Source organism: Azospirillum sp. RU38E (assembly GCF_900188385.1).
Classification (GTDB): Bacteria; Pseudomonadota; Alphaproteobacteria; order Azospirillales; family Azospirillaceae; genus Niveispirillum.
The window spans coordinates 21,784-46,526 of record NZ_FZOI01000016.1 but is presented as its reverse complement, the minus strand read 5'-3'; the positions used below and the strand labels follow the sequence as shown (position 1 = coordinate 46,526).

Sequence of the window (24,743 nt, the reverse complement as noted above, 5' to 3'; positions counted from 1 at the left end):
CGCCATGGAGTTGGAGGAACGGCTTTCCCGCCTGTCGCCGCAGAAGCTGGCCCTGCTGGTCCGCGACCTGCAACGCAAGGCGGCCCAGGCCGACGCGGCGGCACCCGCGCGGGATGTGGCCATGCCCATGGCCATCATCGGCATGGGCTGCCGCTATCCGGGCGGGGCGGATGATCCGGCCCGGTTCTGGGATATGCTGGCTGATGGCGGTGACGCCATCGGGGAAATCCCGGCAGACCGCTGGGACTGGAAGGCCTTCTACGACCCCGATCCCGACGCGCCGGCCAAGATGACGACGCGCTGGGGCGGGTTCCTGTCCGATGTCGCCGGGTTCGACGCGCCCTTCTTCGGGCTGGGCGTGCGGGAGGCGGCCTGGATGGACCCGCAGCAGCGCCTGATGCTGGAAGTGGCGTGGGAAGCGTTGGAGGCGGCGGGACAGACCCGCGTATCCCTGGCGGGCAGCCGCACGGGCGTGTTTGTCGGTGCCTATAATCACGAATATTCGGCCCGCACTTTTGACCGGCTGGAGGAGATACAGCCCTTCTCCGGCACCGGTGTGGCGCTGAACGCCATTGCGGGGCGGATCTCCTATCTCTGGGATCTGCACGGGCCGGCTTTGGTGGTGGACACGGCCTGCTCCTCCTCCCTGGTGGCGCTGCATCTGGCGGCGCAGAGCCTGGAGCGCGGGGAATGCGACATGGCCCTGGTCGGCGGGGTCAATGTGCTGTTGTCCCCCATGTCGCTGGTGCCCTCCTCCAAGATGGGGATGATGGCCGCGGACGGGCGCTGCAAAAGCTTCGATGCCCGCGCCGACGGGGTGGTGATCAGCGAAGGATGCGGGGCCATCCTGCTGAAGCCGCTGGACGCGGCGCGGCGCGATGGCGATCCGGTGCTGGCCGTGCTGGCCGGCACGGCGATCAACCAGGATGGCCGCAGCAACGGCCTGACTGCCCCCAACCAGAAAGCGCAGGCGGACGTGATCCGCAGCGCCCTGGCAAGGGCTGGCGTCACTGCCGGCGATGTCGGCTATGTGGAGACGCACGGCACCGGTACGCCGCTGGGCGACCCGATTGAGATGGAGGCGCTGGCCGAGACCTATGGCGCCGCCAATGCGCCGGGCCACTGCCGGCTGGGGGCGGTGAAGGCCAATATCGGTCATGCCGGGGCCGCGTCGGGCCTGGCGGGGGTGATCAAGGCGGTCGGCTGCCTGCGCCATGGCATGATCCCGCCCTATCGCCGGCTGGGGGCCCTGAACCCCAATATTGAAATCGCCGGCACGCGCCTGTCCATCGTGCGGGAGCCGGTCTCCTGGCCGGCGGGACAGCGGCCGCGCATCGCCGCCGTCAGCTCCTTCGGCTGGTCGGGCACCAATGCCCATGTGCTGCTGCGGGAGGCACCGGCAGGTGCCGCCCCGGTCGCCCCGCCCGCCGGCCCCTTTCTGCTGCCACTGTCGGCGCGCAGCCGACCGGCGTTGCGCGATGCCGTGGCGCGGATGGCCGATTGGCTGGAAGCGGCACCGCCGGTGCCTTTTGCCGACATCGTCTGCACCGCCGGCACGCGCCGCACCCACCATGAATACCGGCTGTCGGTGGTGGCGGACAGCCATGCCGCCGCTGCCTCCGCCTTGCGCGCCATCCTGGCCGATGGCGAGGAGCTGGGTCCGTCGGAGCCGGCGCGCCGACGGCGCACAGGCTTTGTGTTTTCCGGCCAGGGTAGCCAATGGGCGGGCATGGGGCGCGACCTGCTGGCCACGGAACCGGTGTTCCGCGCCGCTGTGGAACAGGCCGATGCCCTGGTCGAACCCCTGACCGGCTGGACGATTAGCGCCATGCTGGCCGATGGCGGCCGGCTGGAAGAGACGGCGGTGGCGCAGCCGGTGCTGGCCGTCCTGCAGATCGCCCTGACCCGGCTGCTGGCCCATTGGGGCGTGGCGCCCGACGCGGTGGCCGGCCATTCCGTGGGCGAGATCGCGGCCGCACATGCGGCCGGTCTGCTGGATATGGCGCAGGCGATGCGCGTGGCCGTGCATCGCGGCCGGGTGATGCAGGCGGTCCATGGCGATGGCGCCATGGCCGCCGTGAACCTGCCGCCCGATGAATTGTCGGGATTGATCGCCGGCACCGGCCTGGATATCGCCGCCATCAACGCGCCGGCCTCCTGCGTGGTGGCGGGGCCAGAGGGGGGGCTGGCGGCCTTGGCGGCCAAGGGTGTGGCGATGCGGCGGCTGGATGTGCGCTACGCCTTTCACAGCCGGTCGATGCGGGGCCTGCAACCGGATCTGCGCGCGGCCCTGGATGGCTTGGTGTCGGCCCCGGACGGGCCGGTGCGGCTCTATTCCACGCTGACCGGGCGGCGGCGTGACGGGCAGGCAAGGTTCGATGCCGGCTATTGGGCGGACGGCATCGCGGCACCCGTGCGCTTTGCCGATGCGGTGGCCGCCATGGTGACAGACGGGGTGGAACTGTTCGTTGAGGTCGGGCCTCATGCCGTGCTGACCCGTTCGGTCCGCGAAATCCTTGGCGACGGGCCGGGCCGGGCATTGGCCACGCTGCGCCGCGACCGGCCAGAGAAGGCGACGTTGCTGTCGGCAGTGGGGGAGTTGCACGCGCTGGGCGCGCCCGTGCGCCTTGCCGCCGCCTTCCCGGCCCCGCGCCCCGTCGCGGCTTTGCCCGCCTATCCCTGGCAGCATCGCCGCTACTGGGTGGATTTCCCACCGCGTTCCGTGGCCAGCGTGCCGTCTTCCGGCACTTTGCCGGGCCGCAAGCTGGACCTTGCCGGACGGGAGAGCGTGCATGAAGTGTTGGTCGGGGCGGGAACCTTCCCATTCCTGGACCATCACCGTTATTTCGGGCGCATCACCGTGCCGGCCGCCTTCTTCCTGGCCTTCGCCCTGTCGGCGCGTGCCGGCTCGCTGGAAGATGTCGATTTCCGTGCGGCCCTGACGCTGGAGGAGGGGGAGAGCCGCCGGTTGCAACTGGTCACGGCGGCTGATGGCGGCTTTCGTGTTTGCAGTGCAGATGCGGGTGGCGGTTGGACCTGCCATGCCGAGGGGCGCTATGGCACGGCACGGGTGCCGGCGGCCATGTCCGGGGGAACGGGACAGAGCGCCGATCCGGTGGCCTTCCACGCGTTCCTGGAGGGGGTTGGGCTGTCGCTGGGGCCCAGCTATCGCGTGCTGTCGGATTTCCGCATTGATGGGGCCGCCGCCACCGCCCTGGTCGATATCGGCCGGACGGGATCGACACCCGTCGATCCGCTGCTGCTGGATGCCTGTCTGCAGGTCATCGGCGGGCCGGACTGGCTGGCGGCACAGGGGGGTGACCGGACAGGCCTGCGCGCCTCCATGCCCGTGCATCTGAAGCGTCTGGCTGTGGCGGGTTCGCTGCCAGCCCGGGTTGCCATCGCCGTGGCTGGCGGGCCGGCGGGTGCCGCCCGGCTGGCCACCGATAATGTTACCCTGGATGTATCGATCAGCGATCCCCAGGATGGCCGGCCGCTGCTGTCGATCGAGGGCTTCACCATTCGTCGACTGTCGCAGGAGGCCCTGCGCCCGGAGGCTGCGGGTCTTTATACCATCGACTGGCAGCCCACCCCGTTGGTGCCCCATGTCCCGCCGGGCCTGGTGCTGACGGGCCATGGTGAGGCGCTGGCCCCCGACATGGCCGCGTTTCTGGCCGCATTGAATCAGGTCAAGGCGACGACGGATCCCGTCTGGTGCCGCACGCGGCCCGACAGCCCGACCGATGCGCTGCTGGAAGGGCTGGCGCTGACCGCAGGGCTGGAGGATGCGGCCCGCATGGGCGGCATCGGTGAGGGTGAAGGTTTGGCAACCGGGGAACAGGTGCGTTGGCGTGCGGGCCAACCCCAGGTCGCGCGACTGCGCCGAAAGCAGGCCGCAGCGGGAGCCGGCTTTGTGCCCCGTGCCGACCGTTCCTATCTGGTTACAGGCGGTCAGGGCGGGTTGGGGTTGGCCACAGCGCGCTGGCTGGCGGATGGTGGGGCCGGCGGGTTGCTGCTGATCGGTCGCCGTCCTGGCGATGCGGCGATGTTGACGGAATTGTCGGCGGGGGGCTGCCGCGTGGCCTATCAGGCGGTGGATGTGGCGGATGCGGCGGCGCTGGCAGGGGCGTTAACGGTCGGGCTGAATGGAATGGCACCGCTGGATGGGGTGTTCCATGCAGCGGGCCTGTTGGAGGATGCCACCATCCCCCAGATCGACCCCGCTCGCGCCGCAGCGGTGATTGCCGCCAAGGCCGGGGGGGCCTGGGCGCTGCACCGGCTGACGGCCGATCTGGGCCTCAGCCAGTTCGTGCTTTATGGCTCGCTGGCCGGGCTGACGGGCAATGCCGGTCAGGCCGCCTATGCCGCCGCCAACCGCTATCTGGACCGGCTGGCCGACTGGCGGCGCGGGCAGGGCTTGGCGGCCACCAGCATCGCCTGGGGGCCCTGGGCGGAGGTAGGCATGGCGGCCCGCGCCGGTTCCGGCCGCGCTGCCGCACGTGGCCTGCGGGCGCTGCAGCCGGCGGCCGCCCTGGCCGCGCTGGGCCGGGTGCTGGGCGATCGGGCGGCGGGCCCCACCGCCGTCATCGCGGCGATCGATTGGACTTTGATGGCCGACGGCCCCGCCCTGTTCGCCGACCTGCTGCCCAAACGGCCAGTGGAAGAAAGCCACCGGGCGGCACTGGCGGCGATGGCGCCCGACCGCCGCCGCCGCGAACTGGCCGATCTGGTGGCGCGACAGGCGGCCTCCGTGCTGGGCCTGGCGCCGGGGGAACGGCCCGACCCACGCCGGCCACTGCGTGAACTGGGGCTGGACAGTCTGGCCGCCGTGGATTTGCGCGGGGGCCTGGGACGGGCACTGTCGGCCACCCTGCCGGCCGTGCTGGTCTTCGATCACCCGACCGTGGCGGATATCGCCTCCTTCCTGGACACCGAACTGTTCGGTGCGGCGGAACCGGCAAAGGCTGCCGCCCCGGCGGCAGCGGTCGCCAACGATATCGATGATGTGCTGGGCGCCCTGGCCGACCTGTCGGATGATGATGTAATGCGCGCGCTGGGGGGCACCTGATGTCGGCGCTGGACAAGATCGCGGGCCTGCCGCCCGCCAAGCTGGCGCTGGCAGTCCGCACGCTGCGCGACCGCGCCGGCGGGATCGAGGTGCTGAATGCGGAGCCCATTGCCATCATCGGCATGGGCTGCCGTTTCCCCGGCGGGGTGGACAGTCCAGAGGCCTTCTGGAACCTGTTGGCGACCGGCACCGACGCCATTACGGAGGTGCCGGCCGACCGCTGGGACTTGGGGGAGGTCTATGACCCCGATCCCGAGGCACCGGGAAAGACCACCAGCCGCTGGGGCGGCTTTCTGTCGGGCATCGACGGGTTCGACCCCGCCTTCTTCGGCATCGCGCCGCGCGAGGCGGACAGTCTGGACCCGCAGCAGCGGCTGGTGCTGGAGGTGGCGTGGGAGGCGCTGGAACGCGCCGGCCAGCCGCCACGCAGCCTTGCCGGCTCTGCCACCGGCCTGTTCCTGGGCATCGCCACCCTGGAATATGGGGAGACGCGCAAGGACCGGCTGCGCATTGATCCGTATTTCGGCACCGGCAACAATGCCAGCGTGGCGGCGGGGCGGCTTTCCTATTTGCTGGGCCTGAACGGGCCGGCGGTGGCGGTGGATACCGCCTGTTCCGCTTCGTTGACCGCCGTGCATCTGGCTTGCCAGAGCCTGCGGGCGGGGGAGAGCGACATGGCGCTGGCCGGTGGCGTCAACATCATCCTGTCGCCCGATGGCGCTATCTATTTCTCCAAGCTGGGGGCCATGGCGGCGGATGGGCGCTGCAAGAGCTTTGATGCCGCTGCCGATGGCTATGTCCGCAGCGAAGGTTGCGGCATGGTGGTACTGAAGACCCTGTCCAGGGCGCTTGCCGATGGCGACCCGGTGCTGGCCCTGATCCGTGGCAGCGCCATCAACCAGGATGGCCGCAGCAACGGCCTGACCGCACCCAATGGCCGCGCGCAGGAGGCGGTGATCTGCCGCGCGCTGGCAGTGTCGGGTGTGGCGGCGGCTGAGGTTGCTTATGTCGAATGCCATGGTACGGGCACGCCGCTGGGCGACCCGATCGAAACGGGGGCGCTGGCCCGCGCCTATCGCCCGGATGGTGCCGGGCCGCTGCTGCTGGGGGCGGTGAAGTCCAACCTGGGCCATATGGAATCAGCGGCTGGAATTGGGGGGCTGATCAAGGCCGTGCTGTGCCTGCAAAAGGCGCAGGTGCCGCCCAACCTGCATTTCAACCGGCCCAACCCGCATATTGACTGGGCGAACGGGGCGCTGGCCGTGCCCACCGCACTGACCCCGTGGCCAAACCAGGGCCGCCGCTTCGCCGCGATCAGCGCCTTTGGCTTCAGCGGTTCCAACGCCCATTTGGTGCTGGAGGAGGGCATGGTCCCGCCGCCGGCCGACGCCGCGCCCGACCTGCCGGCCCTGCTGCTGCTGTCGGCGCAAAGCCGGGCGGCGCTGGAACAGAGTGTCGGGATCTGGCGGGACTGGCTGCGGGTGGAAACGCCATCCCGCGACGCCCATGCCATCACCGCCACCCAGGCCCAGCGTCGCAGCCGCCATCCCTGGCGGCTGGCCGTCACCGGCCGCACGGTCGCGCACCTGTCGTCGGCGTTGCTCACGGTGCCGGAGCCTGTGCAGGCGGAGGATGGCGCGCGGCTGGTGATGATTTTCCCTGGCCAGGGTTCGCAATATGCCGGCATGGGCCGGGAACTGGCAGCGGTGCTGCCCGTGGTGCGTGAGACCCTGGCGGCGTGCGAGGCAGCCTTTGCACCCCATGTTTCCTGGCGGTTGTCGGATCTCCTGGCGCTGGCCGCAGCATCATTCGATACACTGCCGGCCGACCGGATACAGCCTGCCCTGTTCGCCCTGCAACTGGCGCTGGCCCGGCAATTCCTGGCCTGGGGCTTGCGCGTCGATGCGGTTGTCGGCCATTCGATGGGGGAGGTGGCGGCGGCCTGCACGGCCGGTGTGCTTCGCCTGACGGATGCCGCCCGCATCATCTGCACCCGGTCCCGTTTGGTGGCGGAACGGGCGGCGGGCGGGGCCATGGCCGTGCTGGAGATGGGGGAGGACGAGGCATTGGCGGCCATCCGCCCGCATGGCGACGCCCTGTCCCTGGCCGCCATCAACGGGCCACGCAGCGTGCTGGTGGCGGGCCGGGCTGATGCTGTGGCGGCACTGGTGGCATCGCTGGACGTGGCTGGCGTCTTTGCCCGACAGGTTAAGGTGGATTATGCCTCCCACTGCGCGCAGATGGACCCGGTGCTGGGGCCGTTGACCGATGCGCTGGCCGGCATCCGGCCAGAAGACGGCACCATTCCCCTGCATTCCACCGTAACGGGCGACGTGATTGCGGGTGAACGGCTGGATAGCGGCTATTGGGCCGACAATCTGCGCCGGCCGGTGCGCCTGTGGCCCGTGGTGCAACGGCTGGCGGCTGACGCACCGACAATCTTCCTGGAGGTCAGCCCGCACCCCGTGCTGGTGCCGGGGCTGGAAGAAGGGCTGGCGGGGCTGGACCATCCGGTGCGCCTGACCGGCACGCTGCGCCGGGGGGAGGGGGAGGTCGCCCATCTGCTGGCCACGCTGGGCCAGCTGGCGGCCTGGGGGGCGGAGCTGGACTGGACGGCGCTGCAGGGCCGGCATCCTGTGGTGCCCGACCTGCCGACCCTTCCCTGGACGCGGACCCGCCATTGGCTGGCACCGGCCGAACGGGCCGGCGGTGTGCCCCTGGGCAAGGCCGATCATGCGCTGCTGGGCAGGGAAGTGGACCAGCCGGGGCCAGACAGCGCCTGGCGTGGCAGCCTGTCGGTGCGGGCGCTCCCTTGGCTGGCGGAGCACAAGGTGGGCGGTGCCATGGTGCTGCCGGGTACTGCCTATCTTGATATGGCGCTCTCTGCTGCCGACGGTGGTGTCGTTGTCGACATGGCGCTGAAGCGTCTGCTGCTGGTACCGGGTGATGGGGCCGTGCCGTTGCACAGCATTGTGCAGCGGGACGCCGATGGCGGCGGGCACCTGTCCATCCACGCCAAGGGGGATGGCTGCTGGATCTTGCATGCGCAGGCCCGGTTGACAGCATCGCCGGCACCGATGCGGCCCGACCGGGCGTTGGCGCCGATCATGGCCCGCTGCCCCGTGCTGCTGGATGCCAGCGACTATTACGCGGCGGCGGCGAGGACGGGTGTGGAACTGGGGCCGGGCTTCCGCGTGCTGTCGGACATCCGGATGGGGGCAGGGGAGGTGCTGGCCCGCCTGTCGCCCCTGCCCGCCATCGCCGCCGGGCGGGGGCACCGCATCCATCCGGCCCTGCTGGATGGCGGGTTGCAGGCCCTGGCCCTTGCGGCACTGCGCGGCAAGGATGGCGGGGCGCCGCATGTGCCGGTCGCCGTGGACAGCCTGTCCGCGACCGGCGCCATGGCGGATGCCGCCTGGGTGCACGCGGTGGCCCGCCCGGGGCAGGGCGATCCGGTGGGCGACGTGACCCTGCTGGACGATGCCGGCCGGGTGCTGGTGGCGCTGGAGGGGGTGCGGTTCCAGCGGCTGGATGGCGGGGCCGATGCGGAACTGGCCAACTGGCTCTACCGGCTGGACTGGCAAGCCCTGCCCACGCCCGGTGCGGCCCGACGCCTGGGGACCTGGCTGCTGATCGGGGCGGGTGACGTCGCGGATGCCTTGGCAGCCGCCCTGGCACGCGCCGGCTGTGTTGTGCGGCGCCAAGCGGATGGGGCTGTTGCGGACCTCACGGGCCTTGCCGGCATCGTGCATCTGACCGCCCTGTCGGCACCGGCCGATATGGACGACCTGTCGCTCGCCGGCCTGATGGCGGCGCAGGCGGTGGGCGTTGGGTCGCTTGCCGGCTTGTGCCGTGCCCTTGCCGGTGCGGAAGGGCAGGGATCGCGTCTGTGGACCCTGTTCCCGACCGGTCCCCTGCACGCCGCCATGGCGGGCCTGACCCGCACCGCGATGCAGGAAATACCGGGATACCGCCCTGGCTTCATCGAACTGGATGGCCGGGTCGAGGCTGAGGCCCTGGCCGCCTGGCTGTTGGCGGACGGGCCGGAACGGCAGATAAAGCTGGCGGGAAGCCGGGCCTTCGGTGCCCGCCTTGTGCCCCTGGACCGCGACGATGCCGCCATCCTGGCGCATCAGGCGCCGCTGTCGGGCGGTATGGAGGGTGCGGTGCTGGTCACCGGCGGGTTCGGCGGCATCGGGCTGGTCCTGGCCGATGCGCTGGCCGATGCCGGGGTCGGAAGTCTGGTGCTGGCGGGCCGGCGTGCACCGGACCCACAGGCGGCCCAGCGCATCGCCGCCTTGCGGGCGCGGGGCGTGACGGTGGACGAGGCGCTGTTGGACGTGACCGACCTGGGGGCCGTTGCGGCCCTGGTGGCAGCCTATCCCATCCGCGGCGTCATCCATGCGGCCGGGACGCTGGATGATGTGCCGCTATCTTCCATGGACCCTCACCGGCTGGACGGGGTTCTGGCGCCGAAGCTGGCGGGGGCCTGGGCGCTGCACCGGGCGCTGGCGGGGACGGGGCTGGATTTCATGATCCATATGTCCTCCACCGCCGCCCTGTTCGGCGGGCCGGCACAGGGCAATTACGCGGCGGCCAACGCCTTTCTGGATGCGCTGGCCGCCTGGCAGCGGGGACAGGGCCTGCCAGCCCTGTCGATCGGCTGGTCGGCCTGGACACAGGTGGGTCTGGCGGCGGCAGCGGCGGAACGGGGGCAACGGCTGGCGGCGCAGGGGATCGGCGGTATCGATCCGGCGCGCGGCGGCATGATTCTGCGCCGGCTGCTGGCCCGACCGGCGGGCAGTCTGCCGGCGGCGCTGACGATCTTGCCGCTGGATGTGCCGCGCTGGCGCGAGGCCTATCCGCAGGTGGCGGTCGATCCGCTGTTCACCGACCTGCTGGCCGGCAGCGGCGCCACGGCAACGGAAGGGGCGGCACGCGATGCCCTGCCACCGCCCGGCCCGGCGCGGCGGGCGGCGTTGGTGCGGTCCGTCATCGCCCATGTCGCGGCGGTCACGGGGCGGGACGCGGCTGGCATCGACGCGCGCACGCCGCTGGCCGGGCTGGGCATTGACAGCCTGATGGCCATGGGCGTGCGCAACCGGTTGCAGCGCGATTACGGTCTGGCCCTGTCGGCCACGCTGCTGTGGCGGCACCCCAGTCCGGGGGCGTTGGCCGATCATCTGGCCGGACTGCTGGAGAGCGATCCGGTGGCGGTCGTGGCAACGTCGCCACCGCCACCGGCAGCACCGGTTGACGATTTCGACGAACTGTCGACAGCGGAACTGGCCCGGCTGCTGGCCGCTGAACTGGAACAGGATTTAGTGGAGAGTGCCCGCCCATGAGTATTGATCCGGGCCCCGATTACCAGAAGCTGCTGGCCGACGCGCTGCGCCAGATCCGCAGCCTGAAGGCGGCACAGGCGGCGGCCAACACCGTACCGCCCGTGGCCGTGATCGGCCTTGGGTGCCGCTTTCCCGGCGGGGCCGATGGTCCCGATGCCTATTGGCGTATGCTGCTGGACGGGGTTGACGGAATCGTGGAACTGCCGGCTGGTCGCTGGGACCAGGTGGCGTTTTTCCGCTCCCTCGGCGTTTCGGATGCGGAACAAAGGCGGGTTTATGGGGGATTCCTGCCGGAGGTTGATGGTTTCGATCCCGAATTCTTCGGCATTTCGCCTCGGGAAGCAGCCGATATTGACCCGCAGCAGCGCCTGTTGTTGGAAGTCGCCTATGAGGCGCTGGAACATGCGGGCATCCCGTCATCGAGCCTGGCTGGCAGCGACACCGGCGTCTATGTCGGCGTACACAGCCAGTCCAGCGACTATTTCTTCCTGCAAGCCGCCGACCCGGCCAGCGTGACGCCGCACAGTGCCACCGGCACGGCGCATAATGTCGCTGCCGGTCGCATCGCCTATCTTTGGGATTTGCGTGGGCCGGCGATGGCGGTGGATACGGCCTGTTCTTCCGGGTTGGTGTCAGTGCATCTGGCCTGTCAGGCGCTGCGGACGGGGGAGGTGTCGCTGGCGCTGGCGGGCGGGGTCAATCTGCGCCTATTGCCCTTGTTCCCCACGGCCACGGCGCGCATGGGCGACTGGCCCGGTGATTACCGTTGCAAGAGCTTCGATGCCCGTGCTGACGGCGTTATCTCTGGCGAAGGCGGCGGCATGGTGGTGTTGAAGCGGTTGGGGGACGCGCTGCGCGATGGCGACCCCGTGCGCGCTGTGATCCTGGGTTCCGCTACCAACCAGGATGGTGCCAGCCTGGGCCTGACCGCCCCCAATGCGCAGGCGCAGAAGGCAGTGATCACCCGAGCCCTTTCCATGGCCGGGCGGCCGGGCACGGACGTGACCTATGTGGAAACGCACGGTACCGGCACACGCCTAGGCGATCCGATTGAGGTGGAGGCGCTGGCGGAGGTGCTGGGGCCCCCGACCGCTGCCGGCCCCTGCCTGCTGGGGGCCGTGAAATCGAATTTCGGGCATCTTGAGGGTGCGGCCGGCATTGCCGGGCTGGCCAAGGCGGTGCTGACCATGGAACGCGGCATGGTGCCGCCCAACCTGCATTTCCAGGCACCCAACCCGGAAATCCCGTTTGCCGCCACGCGGTTCCAGGTGCCGGTGGTGCCCACGCCTTGGGCGGGTGCTGCACGGCTGGCCGGGGTTAGTTCCTTTGGCTGGTCGGGCACCAATGCCCATGTCGTGCTGGCCCCGGCCCCAGACGTCCCGCCGGTGGCGGCCATTGACGGTCCCGTGCTGCTGCCCTTGTCGGCGCGCAGCCCGGCTGCACTGCGCGACCTGTCCGCGCGTATGCGGCACTGGCTGGCCCGCGAAAACCCTTGCGCCGGGGATGTGGCCTATACCGCCGCACGGCGTCGGGAACATCACCGCTGCCGGTTGGCCGTGGTCGGGTCCGATGCGGTGGGGTTGGCAGCGGCCCTGGCTGATGCGTCGGTTGCTGAACCGGATGGGGGCAAGCTGGTTTTTGTCTTTTCCGGCCAGGGCAATCTATGGCGCGGGGCGGCGGCGGGGCTGGGGGTACGGGAACCGGCCTTCCGGGCCGCCCTGGACGCGGCCGATGCCGCCATCGTCGCGGCCGGAGGGCCCGGCGTGGCCGACCTGCTGCTGATGCGGCCGGACGGGGTGGCCGTGCCGGTGGAAGATGTGATGGACGCGGCCTGCGGCCTGTTCGCGCTGCAGGTCGCTCTACTGGCCCTTTATCGCCATTGGGGGGTGGAGCCAGAGAGTGTGATCGGCCATAGCCTGGGCGAGGTGGCGGCGGCCTATGCCGCCGGCTGCATCACCCTGGCGGCGGCGGCGCGCATTGTCGTGGCCCGGACCCGACTGTCACAACAGGCGGCAGGCGCCACGGCGGCCCTGTCCCTGGATGAGGGGGCCGCCCAGGCCGCCATTGACCGGCTGGGGCTTGATATCGCCATTGCTGCCCTGAACGGGCCGGACAGTGTGGCTGTTTCTGGCGATGGGGTGGCCATCGACCGGCTGGTGGCTGACCTGACGGGCCAGGGCATCCGGGCCACACGGCTTTCCGTGCCCATCGCCTTCCATGGCCCGTTGATGGAGCAGCCTGCCGCTGCCCTGCGCGATGCGCTGATCGGGCTGGTGGCTGAAGCGCCGCGCTTGCCCATGATCTCCACCGTCACCGCCACGCCCCTGACACAGGCACCCGATGCCGACTATTGGGCGCGCAATCTGCGGGCGCGGGTGGATTTCCAGGGGGCGGTGGTGTCCCTGCTGTCGGCTAGCGCGACGCCCATCTTCCTGGAGATCGGTGCCCATCCGGCCCTGTCCCCCGCCATTGCCCGCACGGCCCTGGTGCGGGGGCGGGAGGCGCTGGTGGTGCCCGGCCTGCGGCGCGGGACCGACGGCCACGTTGCGGCCCTGACGGCGCTGGGCCGCCTGTATCAGGCAGGTTTGGACAGTATCCGCTGGGATCTTCTGTCCCCGGCAGGGCGCGTCCTGGACCTGCCATCCTATCCCTGGCAACGGCGGCGCTTCTGGCATGAGGGCAGCGGCAACGCCCCCCTGCTGCCCGCCATAGCGCCAAAACCGGTGCCGCTCTATGTGCCGGGCTGGGTGCAGGATGATGGGGCTGGTGTGGGTGTCGCACCCTTGCGCGCTGTGGCCCTGGGGCTGGGGGCAGGGGGACTGGCCGATGCGCTGTCGGTGCAAGGCGCGCCGGTCGATGCCGATCTGGTGCTGATCGCCGACGGCACGGGCGACGGGGCGGCGATGGTGGCACAGGCGGCGGCCGTGCTGACCGGTGCTGCGGGCCGGGTGCATCTGCTGGTGACGCAATCATCACCGGTGGCCGGCGCGCTCTGGGGTCTGCATCGCGGCTTCGCGATGGAATATCCGGAACGGGCGGGCCATCGCCTGCTGGCGGGGAATGGCACGGATGTGGCTGCCATCACCGCCCTGCTGGCGCGGCCCGGCACGGAAGAGTTCCAGCTTCAGGGCGGGTTCGTGCAGCGGCAGCGTCTGTTGCCGGTCCAGGGGGCGGGCACGACCGTGCATCTGCGGGGCGATGGCACCTATCTGGTGACGGGCGGTACGGGCGGGCTGGGCCGGACGCTGTGCCGCTGGCTGCTGGCGCGCGGCGCGGGGCATGTCGTGCTGCTGTCGCGACGGCCGGACCCGGCGGGCGGGGCCGACCCGCGCGTCACCTGGCGGGCGGGCGATTGCGCCGATGCCGGGGCCATGACGACCCTGCTGGACGAATTGCGCCGAACATTGCCGCCCCTGCGCGGTGTCATCCATGCGGCGGGCGTGCTGGATGATGGCATCCTGGCCGCGCAGACACCGGCACGCATCGCCACCGTGCTGTCGGCCAAGCTGGACGGCGCGCTGCTGCTGGACCGGTTGACGCAGGCTGACCCGCTGGACCTGTTCGTGCTGAACAGTTCCCTGGCGGGGTTGCTGGGCGCGCCGGGGCAGGCGGTCTATGCCGCGGCCAATGCCGGGCTGGATGCGCTGGCGCAGGTGCGGCGGGCACGCGGCCAGCCGGCCCTGTCCGTGGCGTGGCCGGTGCTGGCCGGCCCCGGTCTGGCGGCGGGTGGCGGGGCCAGGGATATCGGCCTGGACCCGATGGGCCCGGAACAGGTGATGGCGGTGCTGGACAGCGCGCTTGGCCTGAACGTACCCGTGGCGGTGCCGCTGCCGGTCGATTGGCAGCGGTTCCGGGGCTTGCACGCCGGATCGGCCCCGGCTCCGCTGATCGTAGATTTGGTGCGGGGCGACGGGCTGGTTGCACCACCGGTGTCGCGCGACCTGCGTGCGGAGGTGATGGCGCTGCCTGCCCCTGACCGGTTGCCAGCGATCCAGGCCGCCATGGCGGCCCTGTCGGCAAGGGTGCTGTCAATCGCACCGGCATTGCTGGACCCTGGCCAGTCGCTTTTGCGCCAGGGGCTGGACAGTTTCACGGCGATCGAACTGCACCGGCATGTGGAGAAGAGCTTCGGCATCTCCCTGCCGCTTGCGGCATCCCTGGCGGGGGGTAGTGTCGTGACCCTGACGGCGGCGGTTGCGGAGGGGTTGTCTGCCGCACCGGTAACGCAAGCCGCCTCGCCTGATGCCGACCTTGCCCGGCTGATGGCCGATATCGACAATCTGTCGGAGGAGGAGGTGGAGGCACTGCTGGCCGCCGAAGCCGCTGCCGGGGGTGTAGCATGACGGGGCGCGCGGCGGGCCTGCTGGAACAACTGTTCCTGGCGCTGGACGGGTTCCGCCCCATGCATGTCGTGGTCCGCGCCCGGCTGGATGCGGGCATTGATCCCGACCGGCTGGCGACGGCGATGGTGGCGGCCCAGGCAGCGCATCCGCTGCTGCGCGCCCGCATCGGCACCGCCGGGGTGCCCTTTTGGCATCCCGATGCCGGGCCGGCTGGCCTGACTGTCCGTGACGGGGCCGGCGGATGGCTGGCGGTGGCGGAGACGGAACTAGCAACGTCATTCCGGCGGGATGGTGGCCCGCTATGGCGAGTGACCTTGTTACGTGATGCCGGCGGCGGGGCGGACCTGCTGGTCTGCTTCCATCATGCGCTGGGCGATGCCCATGCCGGGATGCGGCTGCTGGCGGCATTGCTGGGACATGCGGAGGGCGGGCGTGCATTCCCGCCCGCCTATGAAATCCACGCCGCCGCCGTCGCTGGGCTGCCGGCTCCCCCTGCCAGCCTGCCGCTGGTGTCGCTGACACCCGCCGGCTGGCATCCACGGCTGAGCCATCGCCGGTTGGAAGCGGGATTGGTTGATGCCCTGGGCCGCCGGGCGCGGCAGGAAGAGGCCAGCCTGCAGGGCGCGCTGGCGGCGGCCCTGCTGCCGGCCACGGGCCGGGCGGGCGGGTTCAGCCTGACCAGCCCCGTTTCGGTGCAGGCGGCATTGGGCGGTGGGCAGGATTTTACCCTGGCCGTGGCAGAGGTGACGACGGCCCATGCCGCCAGCCCCGACACCCCGTTCTGGACGCTGGCACGGGAGGTTTCGGCGGCGGTGCGCGACCGCGCCGTGCCGGAGCGGCTATTGCCCGCCCATCTTGTGGCCTTGTCGCGGCTGGCTGAACCCGGCCTGCTGACGGCGGCCATCGCCGATATCGGTCGCTTCACGCCGGACCGTCTGGGCCTGACCAATCTGGGGCGGGTGGCTGTGCCGGGGGCCTCGGCGCTGGATTTCGCCGTGGTGCCGCCGGCCACGCAACTGGTGCTGGCCGCCGTCACCGGTGGCGATGGCAGCCTGGGCTTGACCCTGACCCGCCCCGACCCGCTGCTGGGAGCGCCTGAAGCCGAGGCATTGATGGATAAACTTGTCGCCCGCCTGTCCGCCGCATCGCAAGAAGGGGAAGGCTTGGTACCAGGGGTTGACCTGTCCGCCCTGTCGCCGGCCAAACGCGCCCTGCTGATGCTGCGCCTGCAGCAACAACAGCAACAGCGGCAGGCGACGGCACCCACCCGGTCGCCGCTTTCCTATAACCAACGTTCCATGTGGTTGCTGTCGCGCATGGCACCGGACAGTGCCGCCTATACGCTGCCTTTCGCCGTGGAGATCGACGGACTGCCCGATGCCGGCCCGCTGGAAGCAGCCTTGGGTCTGCTGCGCCGCCGGCATGATGTGCTGGATGCCTGCTTTCCCCTGATCGACGGGCAACCGGTGCAGGAACCGGCCCCCGGCCTGCCGCTGGAGATCCGGCAGGTGGATGCCCAGGGTTGGGGCGAGGATCGCCTGCATGGGGCCATCGCGGATGCCTATGCCCAGCCCTTTGATCTGGAACAGGGGCTGGGCTGGCGGGCGGCGCTGTTCGACCGCGGTGGCGGGCGGTTCGTGCTGTTCCTGGCCCTGCATCATATCACCATTGATTTCTGGTCCCTGGCCCTGCTGGCCCGCGACCTGCGCGCCTGTCTGGCCCATCAACAGACAGGATCGCCCCTGCCGCCGGCCCCGGCCCGGCGCTATGCCGATTTCACGGCAGCGCAACGTGCCTGGCTGGCGGGGCCGGCGGGTGTCGCGGCGCGAGCCTATTGGCGGGAACGGCTGGCGGGGCCGCTGCCCGTGCTGGATCTGCCGACCGACCGACCGCGCCCGGCCGTGCAGGGTTTCCGGGGTGCATCTGTGCGCTTCGCCCTGGGCACGGGCCTGACTGCGGCCGCACGCGCGGTTGCGCGCGATCGGGGCGTGACCCTGTTTGCGCTGCTGGCGGCGGCGTGCCAGGCGCTGCTGCACCGGTGGGCCGGGGCCGCAGAGGTGCTGCTGGGTACGCCCACGGCAGGGCGGGCGGATGAAGGCTTTGCCGCCACCATCGGCGATTTCATCAATCCCATGGTGCTGCGCGCCGGCTTCGCCGACCAGCCCAGCTTTGCCACCCTGCTGTCGCGCACAGCGGCGGATGCGGCGGCTTCATTGGGCCACAGCGCCTATCCGTTCCCGCTGCTTCTGGAGGAACTGGCCGTGGTGCGCGATCCCAGCCGCCCGCCCATCTTCCAGGCCATGGTGGTTTTGCAGAACCAGATGGTCCATGTCGGCGATGGCACCGGGTTCCGGGCGCTGGATATCGACCTGCAGGGATCGCAACTGGATCTGGCCTTCGAGTTCCGGCCCGAGGGGGATGGACTGTCGGCAGAGATCAAGTATGACAGCGACCTGTTCGATGCCGACAGCATCGACCGGCTGCGGGGCCATCTGCTGACCCTGCTGTCGGCGGCACTGGCCGATCCCGACCGGCCCGTGGCCGACCTGCCCCTGCTGGACGCGGCTGGGCTGGCCCTGGTGACCCGTACCTGGAACGACACCGCACTGGCGGAACCCGTGCCGCACCCGTTGGTGCTGCTGCGGGCGCGTGAACGATCCGAGGCGCCGGCCGTGGCGCAGGGCGCTTCTGTGCTGACCCATGCCGGCCTGTGGGCACGGTCGGGCGCCCTGGCTGGCTGGCTGGCGGCGCAGGGGATCGGTCCGGGTGACAGGGTCGGCATCTGCCTGGACCGCACGCCGGATATGGTGGCCGCCTTGATCGCCGTCTGGCGGGCGGGGGCGGCCTATGTGCCGCTGGACCCGGCGCATCCGGCCGACCGGCTGGCCTTTATCGTGGGCGATGCCGGCTGCGCCCTGGTGCTGGTGGATGCGGGCACGGCACAAGTGCTGGCGGCCAGCGGCTGCCGGCTGGCGGAACTGCCGGCCCATGCCGATGCCGCCCCGCCGGTCCTGGCACCGGACATGTCGAGCCCCGCTTACATACTCTACACGTCCGGCACCACGGGCCGGCCCAAGGGGGTGGTGGTCAGCCACCATAATCTGGGCAATTTCCTGGTGGCGATGCGCGGGTTGCTGGGTTTCGGTCCGGGTGACCGGCTGCTGGCGGTGACGACCCTGTCCTTCGACATTGCCGGGTTGGAGCTGTTTTTGCCCCTGTCCGTGGGGGCGGTGGTGGAACTGGCAACGGCGGAGGAAGGGCGCGACGGGGTGAAACTGGCGGGGCGGCTGGCCGTCTGCAAGCCCAGTTTCATGCAGATGACACCGGCCGGCTGGCGCCTGCTGCTGGCGGCGGGATGGCGGCCCGATCCCGGCCTGACCATGCTGGTGGGGGGGGAGGCGTTGCCCCGCGATCTGGCCGACGTGCTGCTGCCTGCGGGGGCGGGCTGCATCTTGTGGAACATGTTCGGCCCGACGGAGACGACCATCTGGTCCACGGCGCACATGGTTGAACGCAGTGCCGGCCCCGTGCCCATCGGCCGGCCCGTCGGCAATACGCGCGTTTATATCGTCGATGCCGCCGGCCGGCCCGTGCCCGTGGGGGTGACGGGCGAGTTGCTGATCGGCGGCGACGGGGTGGCGATGGGCTATCACAACCGGCCGGACCTGACGGCGCAGCGGTTCGGGGATGATCCGTTCGTGCCGGGCGGGCGGGTCTATCGCACCGGAGATCTGGCCCGCTGGCGCGGCGACGGGGTGCTGCTGTTCCAGGGCCGTGCGGACCATCAGGTGAAACTGAGGGGCTTCCGGATCGAGCTGGAGGAGATCGAAGCGGTGCTGGCCAGTCATCCGGGGGTGGCGGAAGCGGTGGCCGCCGTCTGTCCCGGTGCCGATGGTGAGGGGCGGCTGGCCGCCTGGATCGTACCGCATGGGGCGGCACCAGGGACGGAAGCGCTGCGGGCCCATCTGGCGGTGCGATTGCCGCCCTACATGCTGCCATCGGCATGGACCTTCCTGGCCGGCTTGCCGCGCACGTCCAATGGTAAGATCGACCGCAAGGCCTTGCCCGACCCCGCCGTCGCTCTGGCCACGGCCAGCCTGGCCCCGCGCACGGGCGTGGAGGAACGGCTGGCCGGCCTGTGGCGGGAGGTGCTGGGACGGGACAGCGTGGGCGTGAACGATAATTTCTTTGACCTGGGGGGCCATTCATTGCTGCTGGCCACCTTGCAAGCCCGGCTGAACGCCGATCTGGCCGATATCCTGCCGCCCGGTGGCATTGCCATGACCGACCTGTTCCGCCTGCCCACCATTGCCGGTCTGGCCGGGATGCTGGCAGGCGGGGACGCGGATGAAGGGGATGACGCGCGTGACCGTGCCGGCCTGCGCCGCGCGGCGCTCGCCCGCCGCCGCCGGCCCGTGACAGGAGAGACGAATTGAGCACGCAGCCCGACGGCATCGCCGCTACCCCCGACGGCATCGCCATCATTGGCATGGCCGGTCGCTTTCCCGGTGCCGGCAGTGTGGAGGCGCTCTGGCGTAACCTGCTGGACGGGGTGGAGGGGATATCGACCCTGACCGACGAACAGCTGCGCGCTGCCGGTGTACCAGATCATGTACGTCGCGATCCGGGATTCGTGCCGCGCCAGGGGTTGCTGGATGGCCATGACCGGTTCGATGCCGGTTTTTTCGGCTATAGCGCGCTGGAGGCGGCCCGGCTGGACCCGCAGCAGCGCGTGTTCCTGGAGGTGGCGTGGGAGGCGCTGGAACAGGCCGGCATCGATCCGGCGCGGACGGAGGGACCGATCGGCATCTATGCCGGCTGCGGCGTGCCCACCTATCTGCTGCACAACCTGTTCCGGGGGGCGGGGGCGGTCAGTGAGGATACGGCTGCCGACTTTGCCACCATCATCGGCAATGACAAGGATTTCCTGGCCACGCGGGTGGCCTATAAGCTGGACTTGACCGGACCGGCCATCACCGTGCAGACGGCCTGTTCCACCTCGCTGGTTGCCGTTCACATGGCCTGTCAGGCGTTGCTGGCCTATGAATGCGACGTGGCCCTGGCCGGCGGATCGACCATCACCGTGCCGCAGGGGGCCGGATATCTGCATCAAGAGGGCATGATCCTGTCGCCCGACGGGCATTGCCGGGCCTTTGCCGCCGATGCCGCCGGCACCGTGTTCGGCAGTGGCAGTGCTGCCGTGGTGCTGAAGCGGCTGGCCGACGCCGTGGCCGATGGCGACCTGATCGACGCGGTGATCCTGGGCACGGCAGTCAATAATGACGGGGCGGCCAAGGCCGGCTTTACGGCCCCCGGCGTCCGGGGTCAGGCCCGCGTCGTGGCATTGGCGCAGGAGGTGGCGGGCGTCGATGCGGGCCAGATCGGCTATGTTGAGGCGCATGGCACCGGCACACCGCTGGGCGACCCGATCGAGGTGGCAGCCCTGACCGAAGCGTTCCGGCGCAGCACCAAGGCCACGGGCTATTGCCGGCTGGGCACCATCAAATCGGCCGTGGGCCATCTGGATACGGCGGCCGGTGTGGCCGGGCTGATCAAGGCGGCGCTGGCGGTGCGTGACGGGGTGATCCCGCCGACCTTGCATGTCGGGCAGCCCAACCCTGCCCTGGGGCTGGAGCGCACGCCCTTTATCCTGGCAGACCGGCGGCAGGACTGGCCTGATCGGGGGGGGAGGCGGCTGGCAGGGGTCAGCGCGTTTGGCATTGGTGGCACCAACGCCCATCTGGTGCTGGGGCAACCGCCACAAAGGCCGGTACCGACGGGTGACGGCTGGTTGGGGCCGGGGTTGCTGCTGCTGTCGGCGAAGTCGCCGGCGGCACTGGCGGGGTTGGCCGGGCGCTATGCGGAATTCCTGCGGGGGACGGGCGTAGGCCTAGCCGATCTCTGCGGTACGGCCTTTCACCGCCGCACCCTGCTGCCCTGGCGGCTGGCCGTGGCCGGTCGTAACCGGGAGGAACTGGCGGCGGCATTAGAGGCGGCGGCCCCCAATGTGGCGGGCGACGCGGACCTGCATGCAGAAAGGTTGGGATCGGCGCGGCGCAGCGTGTTCATCTTCCCCGGCCAGGGATCGCAATGGCCCGGCATGGGACGCGACCTGATGGCGGCGGAACCGGTGTTCCGCGACGCTGTTCTGGCCTGCGCGCGGGCCATGGCACCCTGGGTTGACTGGGACTTGGCGGCCACCTTGCGCGGGGAGGGGCCGGATGCCTCCCTGGACCGGATCGACGTGGTGCAGCCAGCCCTGTTCGCCATGCAGGTGGCGCTGGCGGCACTGTGGCGGAGCAAGGGCGTGGTGCCTGATGCCGTCATCGGCCATTCGATGGGGGAGGTGGCGGCGGCGGTGGTGTCGGGTGGCTTGAGCCTGGAGGATGGTGCCCGCATCATCTGCCGGCGCAGCGCCCTGCTGCGCACCCTGGCGGGCCAGGGGGCCATGCTGGCCGTAGACCGGGCACCGGCAGCGGCGGAACAAATGTTGGCGACCCAGGGTATCACCGATCTGGTTGCCGTGGCCGTGACCAATGGCCCCGGCAATTGTGTGCTGTCTGGCGACCGGGCGGCGCTGGAACGGCTCGCGGCGGTAATGGATGGGGAGGGGGCCTCGACCGCCTGGGTCAAGGTGGACGTGGCTTCCCACGGGCCGCAGATGGACCCGCTGGAAGGGAAGCTGCGCGACGCGCTTGCGGGGATCGGGCCGCAGGCACCCGTCATTCCCTTCTTTTCCACCGTCACTGGCACCTGGATTGGTGCCGGTGAGCTGGGTGTGGATTACTGGTGGCGTAACCTGCGTGGCATGGTGCGGTTCCAGGAAGCCGTGGAGGCCCTGTCGGCGCAAGGTTATGGCGTGTTTCTGGAGGCCAGCCCACATCCTGTGTTGACCGCACCCGTGCGTGCCACCCTGGCCGGTGTTGGTCGCACAGGTCTGGCGTTGGGCACGTTGCGGCGCGATTGTGATGCGCCGCTGGCCTTTGCCGAGGCGATGGGGCGGCTGTTCGCGGCGGGGCAGCCCGTGTCGCTGGCACCCTGGCTGCCGCAACGCTGGTCGTGCGTGCGGCTGCCCGCCTATGCCTGGGAACACCGCCGCTACTGGATCGATCCGCCGGCGCGCAGCAGAGGACCGGTGGCGGCAGATGTGAGCGATCTGGCGGTCACAGCCGACCTAACAGGCACACAGCAGCGACTAGCCCCCCTGTGGCAGGACGTTTTGGGGACGCCGCCGGCAGGGCCGGAGGCGAATTTCTTTCTGTCGGGGGGCAATTCGCTGATGGCGCTGGCCTTGCTGAAGCGGGTACGGACGGCGTTCGGCACGGCACCCACCGTGACGCAATTTCTGCAGGTCCCGACCCTGGCGGGGCTTGCCCTGCTGCTGGATGGCGGCATGGGCAGGGCGTCGTCGGCCCTGCCGCCCACCCTGCTGGCCATCCAACCGGGGGGCACCAGGCCGCCGCTATTCATGGCCACCCCCATCATGGGCACGGCCTTTCCCTATTTCCCGCTGGCGGCCGAACTGGGTCCAGACCAGCCCTTCTATGCCCTGATGCCGCCCGGCATGCAGGATGGCGGCCCCGCCCTGGCGGATTTGGGGCGACAGGCGGCGGTGTTTGCCGACGCCATCGATCAGGTCTGGCCGCAGGGGCCGGTGCATGTGGCCGGCTGGTCCTTCGGTGCCCCGGTAGCGTTCGAACTGGCGCGCGAACTGGACCGGCGCGGGCGGACCGTGGCGTCAACCCTGCTGATCGACACCCCGGCCCAGATCAAGGGCCAGACACCCAACCCGGTGGAGGCGGCGCGGTTCCTGTTCGTCACCGTGCTGGGCAACATGATGCCGTACCTGCGCGCCTACATGACCCTGCGCGGCGGTGCCGGGGCGGAGGGGCTGTGGCCGATGATCAAGGTCTATGCCGGCAATGCGCGGGCCACGGTCGGGTACCACCCCAAACCGTGGCGCGGTGCCGTCACCCTGTTGCGTACCGCCACCGCCGGCACGTCAGCGGACAAGCGGGATGATTGGGGCTGGTCGGACCTAGCCCTGGGGGGCGTTCAGGTCTTGCGTATTCCGGGAAATCATATGACTTTATTGCAGCATCCATTCGTTAAGGTTGTTGCAAATACTATTATTAATATAGTTTTCCCGCAACCCGTCGCGCCGACGCCGGAGGACACGCCATGACCGTAGCCGAAATCAAGCATCCCATTCCCAACGATCCGGTCACTATCATGCGTCTGCTGGCGGAGGCCACGCCGCAAAACCCGGCACCGGGCTTCCTGAAGTCGGCGGCAGCGGGGTTGTTCCGCTGGGACCTGATGGTGCCATTTCCGGTGCAGGATCCCGCCGACGCGGCGTTGGGCGACGCGATGGTGAAGGAACAGGCGGCCTTCATGCAGGCGCATTTCGATCCGACCCTTATCGACAAACGGGGAAAGCTGCCCCCGGACTATGTGGAGCTTTACCGCCGGGCGGGTTGGCAGAAGCTGATGCTGGCCAAGCAATATGGCGGTGACGGGTTGTCGCCCCTGAACATGGCCAGGATGGTGGAGGTGACGGCCAGCTGGTGCACGGCGGTGGCCATGTCCATCTCGGTCAACAACTATCTGGGTGCCCCCTCTTACCTGGATTACATGCAGGATGCTGACGAGCGGGCGAAAGTGGCCCGCATGGTGGAAGAAGGGGCGATTTCCGGCCTGTCGGCGGTGGAATATCAGGGGGCGTCGAACCCCATCTTCCAGACCACGGCCGTTCCCACCAAGGACGGACGCCATTACATCATCACCGGCCGCAAATGTTATATCGGCAACGGGCCGCTGGCCAACCTGCTGGTCGTACCCTGCACGACCTTCTCACAGGGGACGACGGGTGAAATCGGCATCACCCTGTTCATCATCGACACGCGCAAGCGTGGTTTCCGCGTGGCCAGCCCGCAGACCTATATGGGCCTGAAGGGGCTGGCCAATTCCGTGCTGGAATTCAAGAATTACAAGGTACCGGTGAGCCGCATGGTGGGCGCACCGGGCCTGGGCCTGAATGTGATCATGGAGATCCAGCAGCCCAACCGCATGTTCATCAATGCCATCACGCTGGCTGCGTCCAAGCTGAGCCTGACCTGGGCGCGGGGCTTCAGCCACCGTCCCTATATGGAACAGCCCCTGTCCAGCTATCAGGCGACGCAGGCCACCATTGCCGATGCGGCGGCCAAGGTGTTCGCGCAGGAAAGCGTGCTGCGCTGGCTGACCCTCTCGCAGGTGGCGGGCAATCTGGACCTTTGGATCGAATGGACGGCAATGAAGCCCTGGTGCAGCGACACGGCCTGGAGCGTCATCGACAGCACCATGTCGCTGATTGCCGGTCGCGGGTACGAAACGGCGACCTCGCTCGCTAACCGGGGGGTGGAGCCCTATCCGGTGGAACGGTTCTATCGCGATCTGCGGGTCATGCGCATCTTTGGCACCACCAACGCGCTGATGGAGTTGAATGTCGGTAATTCCGCCCTGATTGCCGCGGCGGGTGGTGCCCCCGTGCCGCCCCAATTGCCGGTACCGCCCACCGTCAACCTGTCGCCGGCCAACCGCGCGCATCTGGAGGCCGCCGCTGCCCTGACCACGCGGATCGCCCAGTCAGTGCGCGATCTGATTACCCGCAGCGGCGGTGTACAGGGGGCCTTGGTGCAGCAGCCAGCCCTGATTGCCATCGGTCAGGCGTTGATCTTGCTCTGGACGCAGACTGTGACCCTGGCGCGGGTAGAGAGCGAGGCGGTCGCCACCAACCCACAAGCGCTGCAATTGCAGGAACTGGCTGACATTTTCTGCCGCGGTGCCGCGGCCGGGGCGGATGAAGCGTTGACCATTTCGGCCGCTTGGCAAGCCGATGCCAGCGCGTCCGTCACGAAAGAGGTCATGGCCGGCAGCCTGGACTGGCTGCTCAGCGATGTGATCACCCAAGTGCCGCCAGCATGATGGGATTGTTTTGTTTCATTC

Annotated in this window: 6 protein-coding genes; all 6 read left to right on the top strand. The window is 69.9% G+C overall.

Annotation, left to right across the window (positions count from 1 at the left end):
- The first annotated feature begins 4 nt into the window (after positions 1–4).
- The 6 genes from CHB97_RS20475 to CHB97_RS20450 are packed head-to-tail and all read left to right on the top strand — an operon-like array spanning position 5 to position 24,722.
- On the top strand, positions 5–5,068 hold the full coding sequence (locus tag CHB97_RS20475) for a type I polyketide synthase (RefSeq protein WP_160106087.1): 5,064 nt from the start codon (positions 5–7) through the stop codon (positions 5,066–5,068).
- Positions 5,068–10,413 (top strand): type I polyketide synthase, encoded by a 5,346-nt coding sequence (locus tag CHB97_RS20470; RefSeq protein WP_089289870.1) that lies wholly within the window; start codon positions 5,068–5,070, stop codon positions 10,411–10,413. The genes CHB97_RS20475 and CHB97_RS20470 overlap by 1 nt, the downstream gene beginning before the upstream one ends.
- On the top strand, positions 10,410–14,756 hold the full coding sequence (locus CHB97_RS20465; protein ID WP_089289869.1) for a type I polyketide synthase: 4,347 nt from the start codon (positions 10,410–10,412) through the stop codon (positions 14,754–14,756). The genes CHB97_RS20470 and CHB97_RS20465 overlap by 4 nt, the downstream gene beginning before the upstream one ends.
- Entirely contained in the window at positions 14,753–19,192 is a 4,440-nt protein-coding gene (locus CHB97_RS20460; protein WP_089289868.1) for a non-ribosomal peptide synthetase, read from the top strand. The genes CHB97_RS20465 and CHB97_RS20460 overlap by 4 nt, the downstream gene beginning before the upstream one ends.
- On the top strand, positions 19,189–22,941 hold the full coding sequence (locus CHB97_RS20455) for a type I polyketide synthase (RefSeq protein ID WP_089289867.1): 3,753 nt from the start codon (positions 19,189–19,191) through the stop codon (positions 22,939–22,941). The genes CHB97_RS20460 and CHB97_RS20455 overlap by 4 nt, the downstream gene beginning before the upstream one ends.
- Complete coding sequence (locus tag CHB97_RS20450) at positions 22,938–24,722, top strand: acyl-CoA dehydrogenase family protein (protein ID WP_089289866.1); 1,785 nt, start codon at positions 22,938–22,940, stop codon at positions 24,720–24,722. Before CHB97_RS20455 ends, CHB97_RS20450 begins: the two co-directional genes overlap by 4 nt.
- Positions 24,723–24,743 lie beyond the last annotated feature (21 nt).

Bases quoted from the DNA above. Each gene is read 5' to 3' on its own strand.
- CHB97_RS20470 (WP_089289870.1), top strand. From the start codon at position 5,068: ATGTCGGCGCTGGACAAGATCGCGGGCCTGCCGCCCGCCAAGCTGGCG.
- CHB97_RS20465 (WP_089289869.1), top strand. From the start codon at position 10,410: ATGAGTATTGATCCGGGCCCCGATTACCAGAAGCTGCTGGCCGACGCG.
- CHB97_RS20460 (WP_089289868.1), top strand. From the start codon at position 14,753: ATGACGGGGCGCGCGGCGGGCCTGCTGGAACAACTGTTCCTGGCGCTG.
- CHB97_RS20475 (WP_160106087.1), top strand. From the start codon at position 5: ATGGAGTTGGAGGAACGGCTTTCCCGCCTGTCGCCGCAGAAGCTGGCC.
- CHB97_RS20450 (WP_089289866.1), top strand. From the start codon at position 22,938: ATGACCGTAGCCGAAATCAAGCATCCCATTCCCAACGATCCGGTCACT.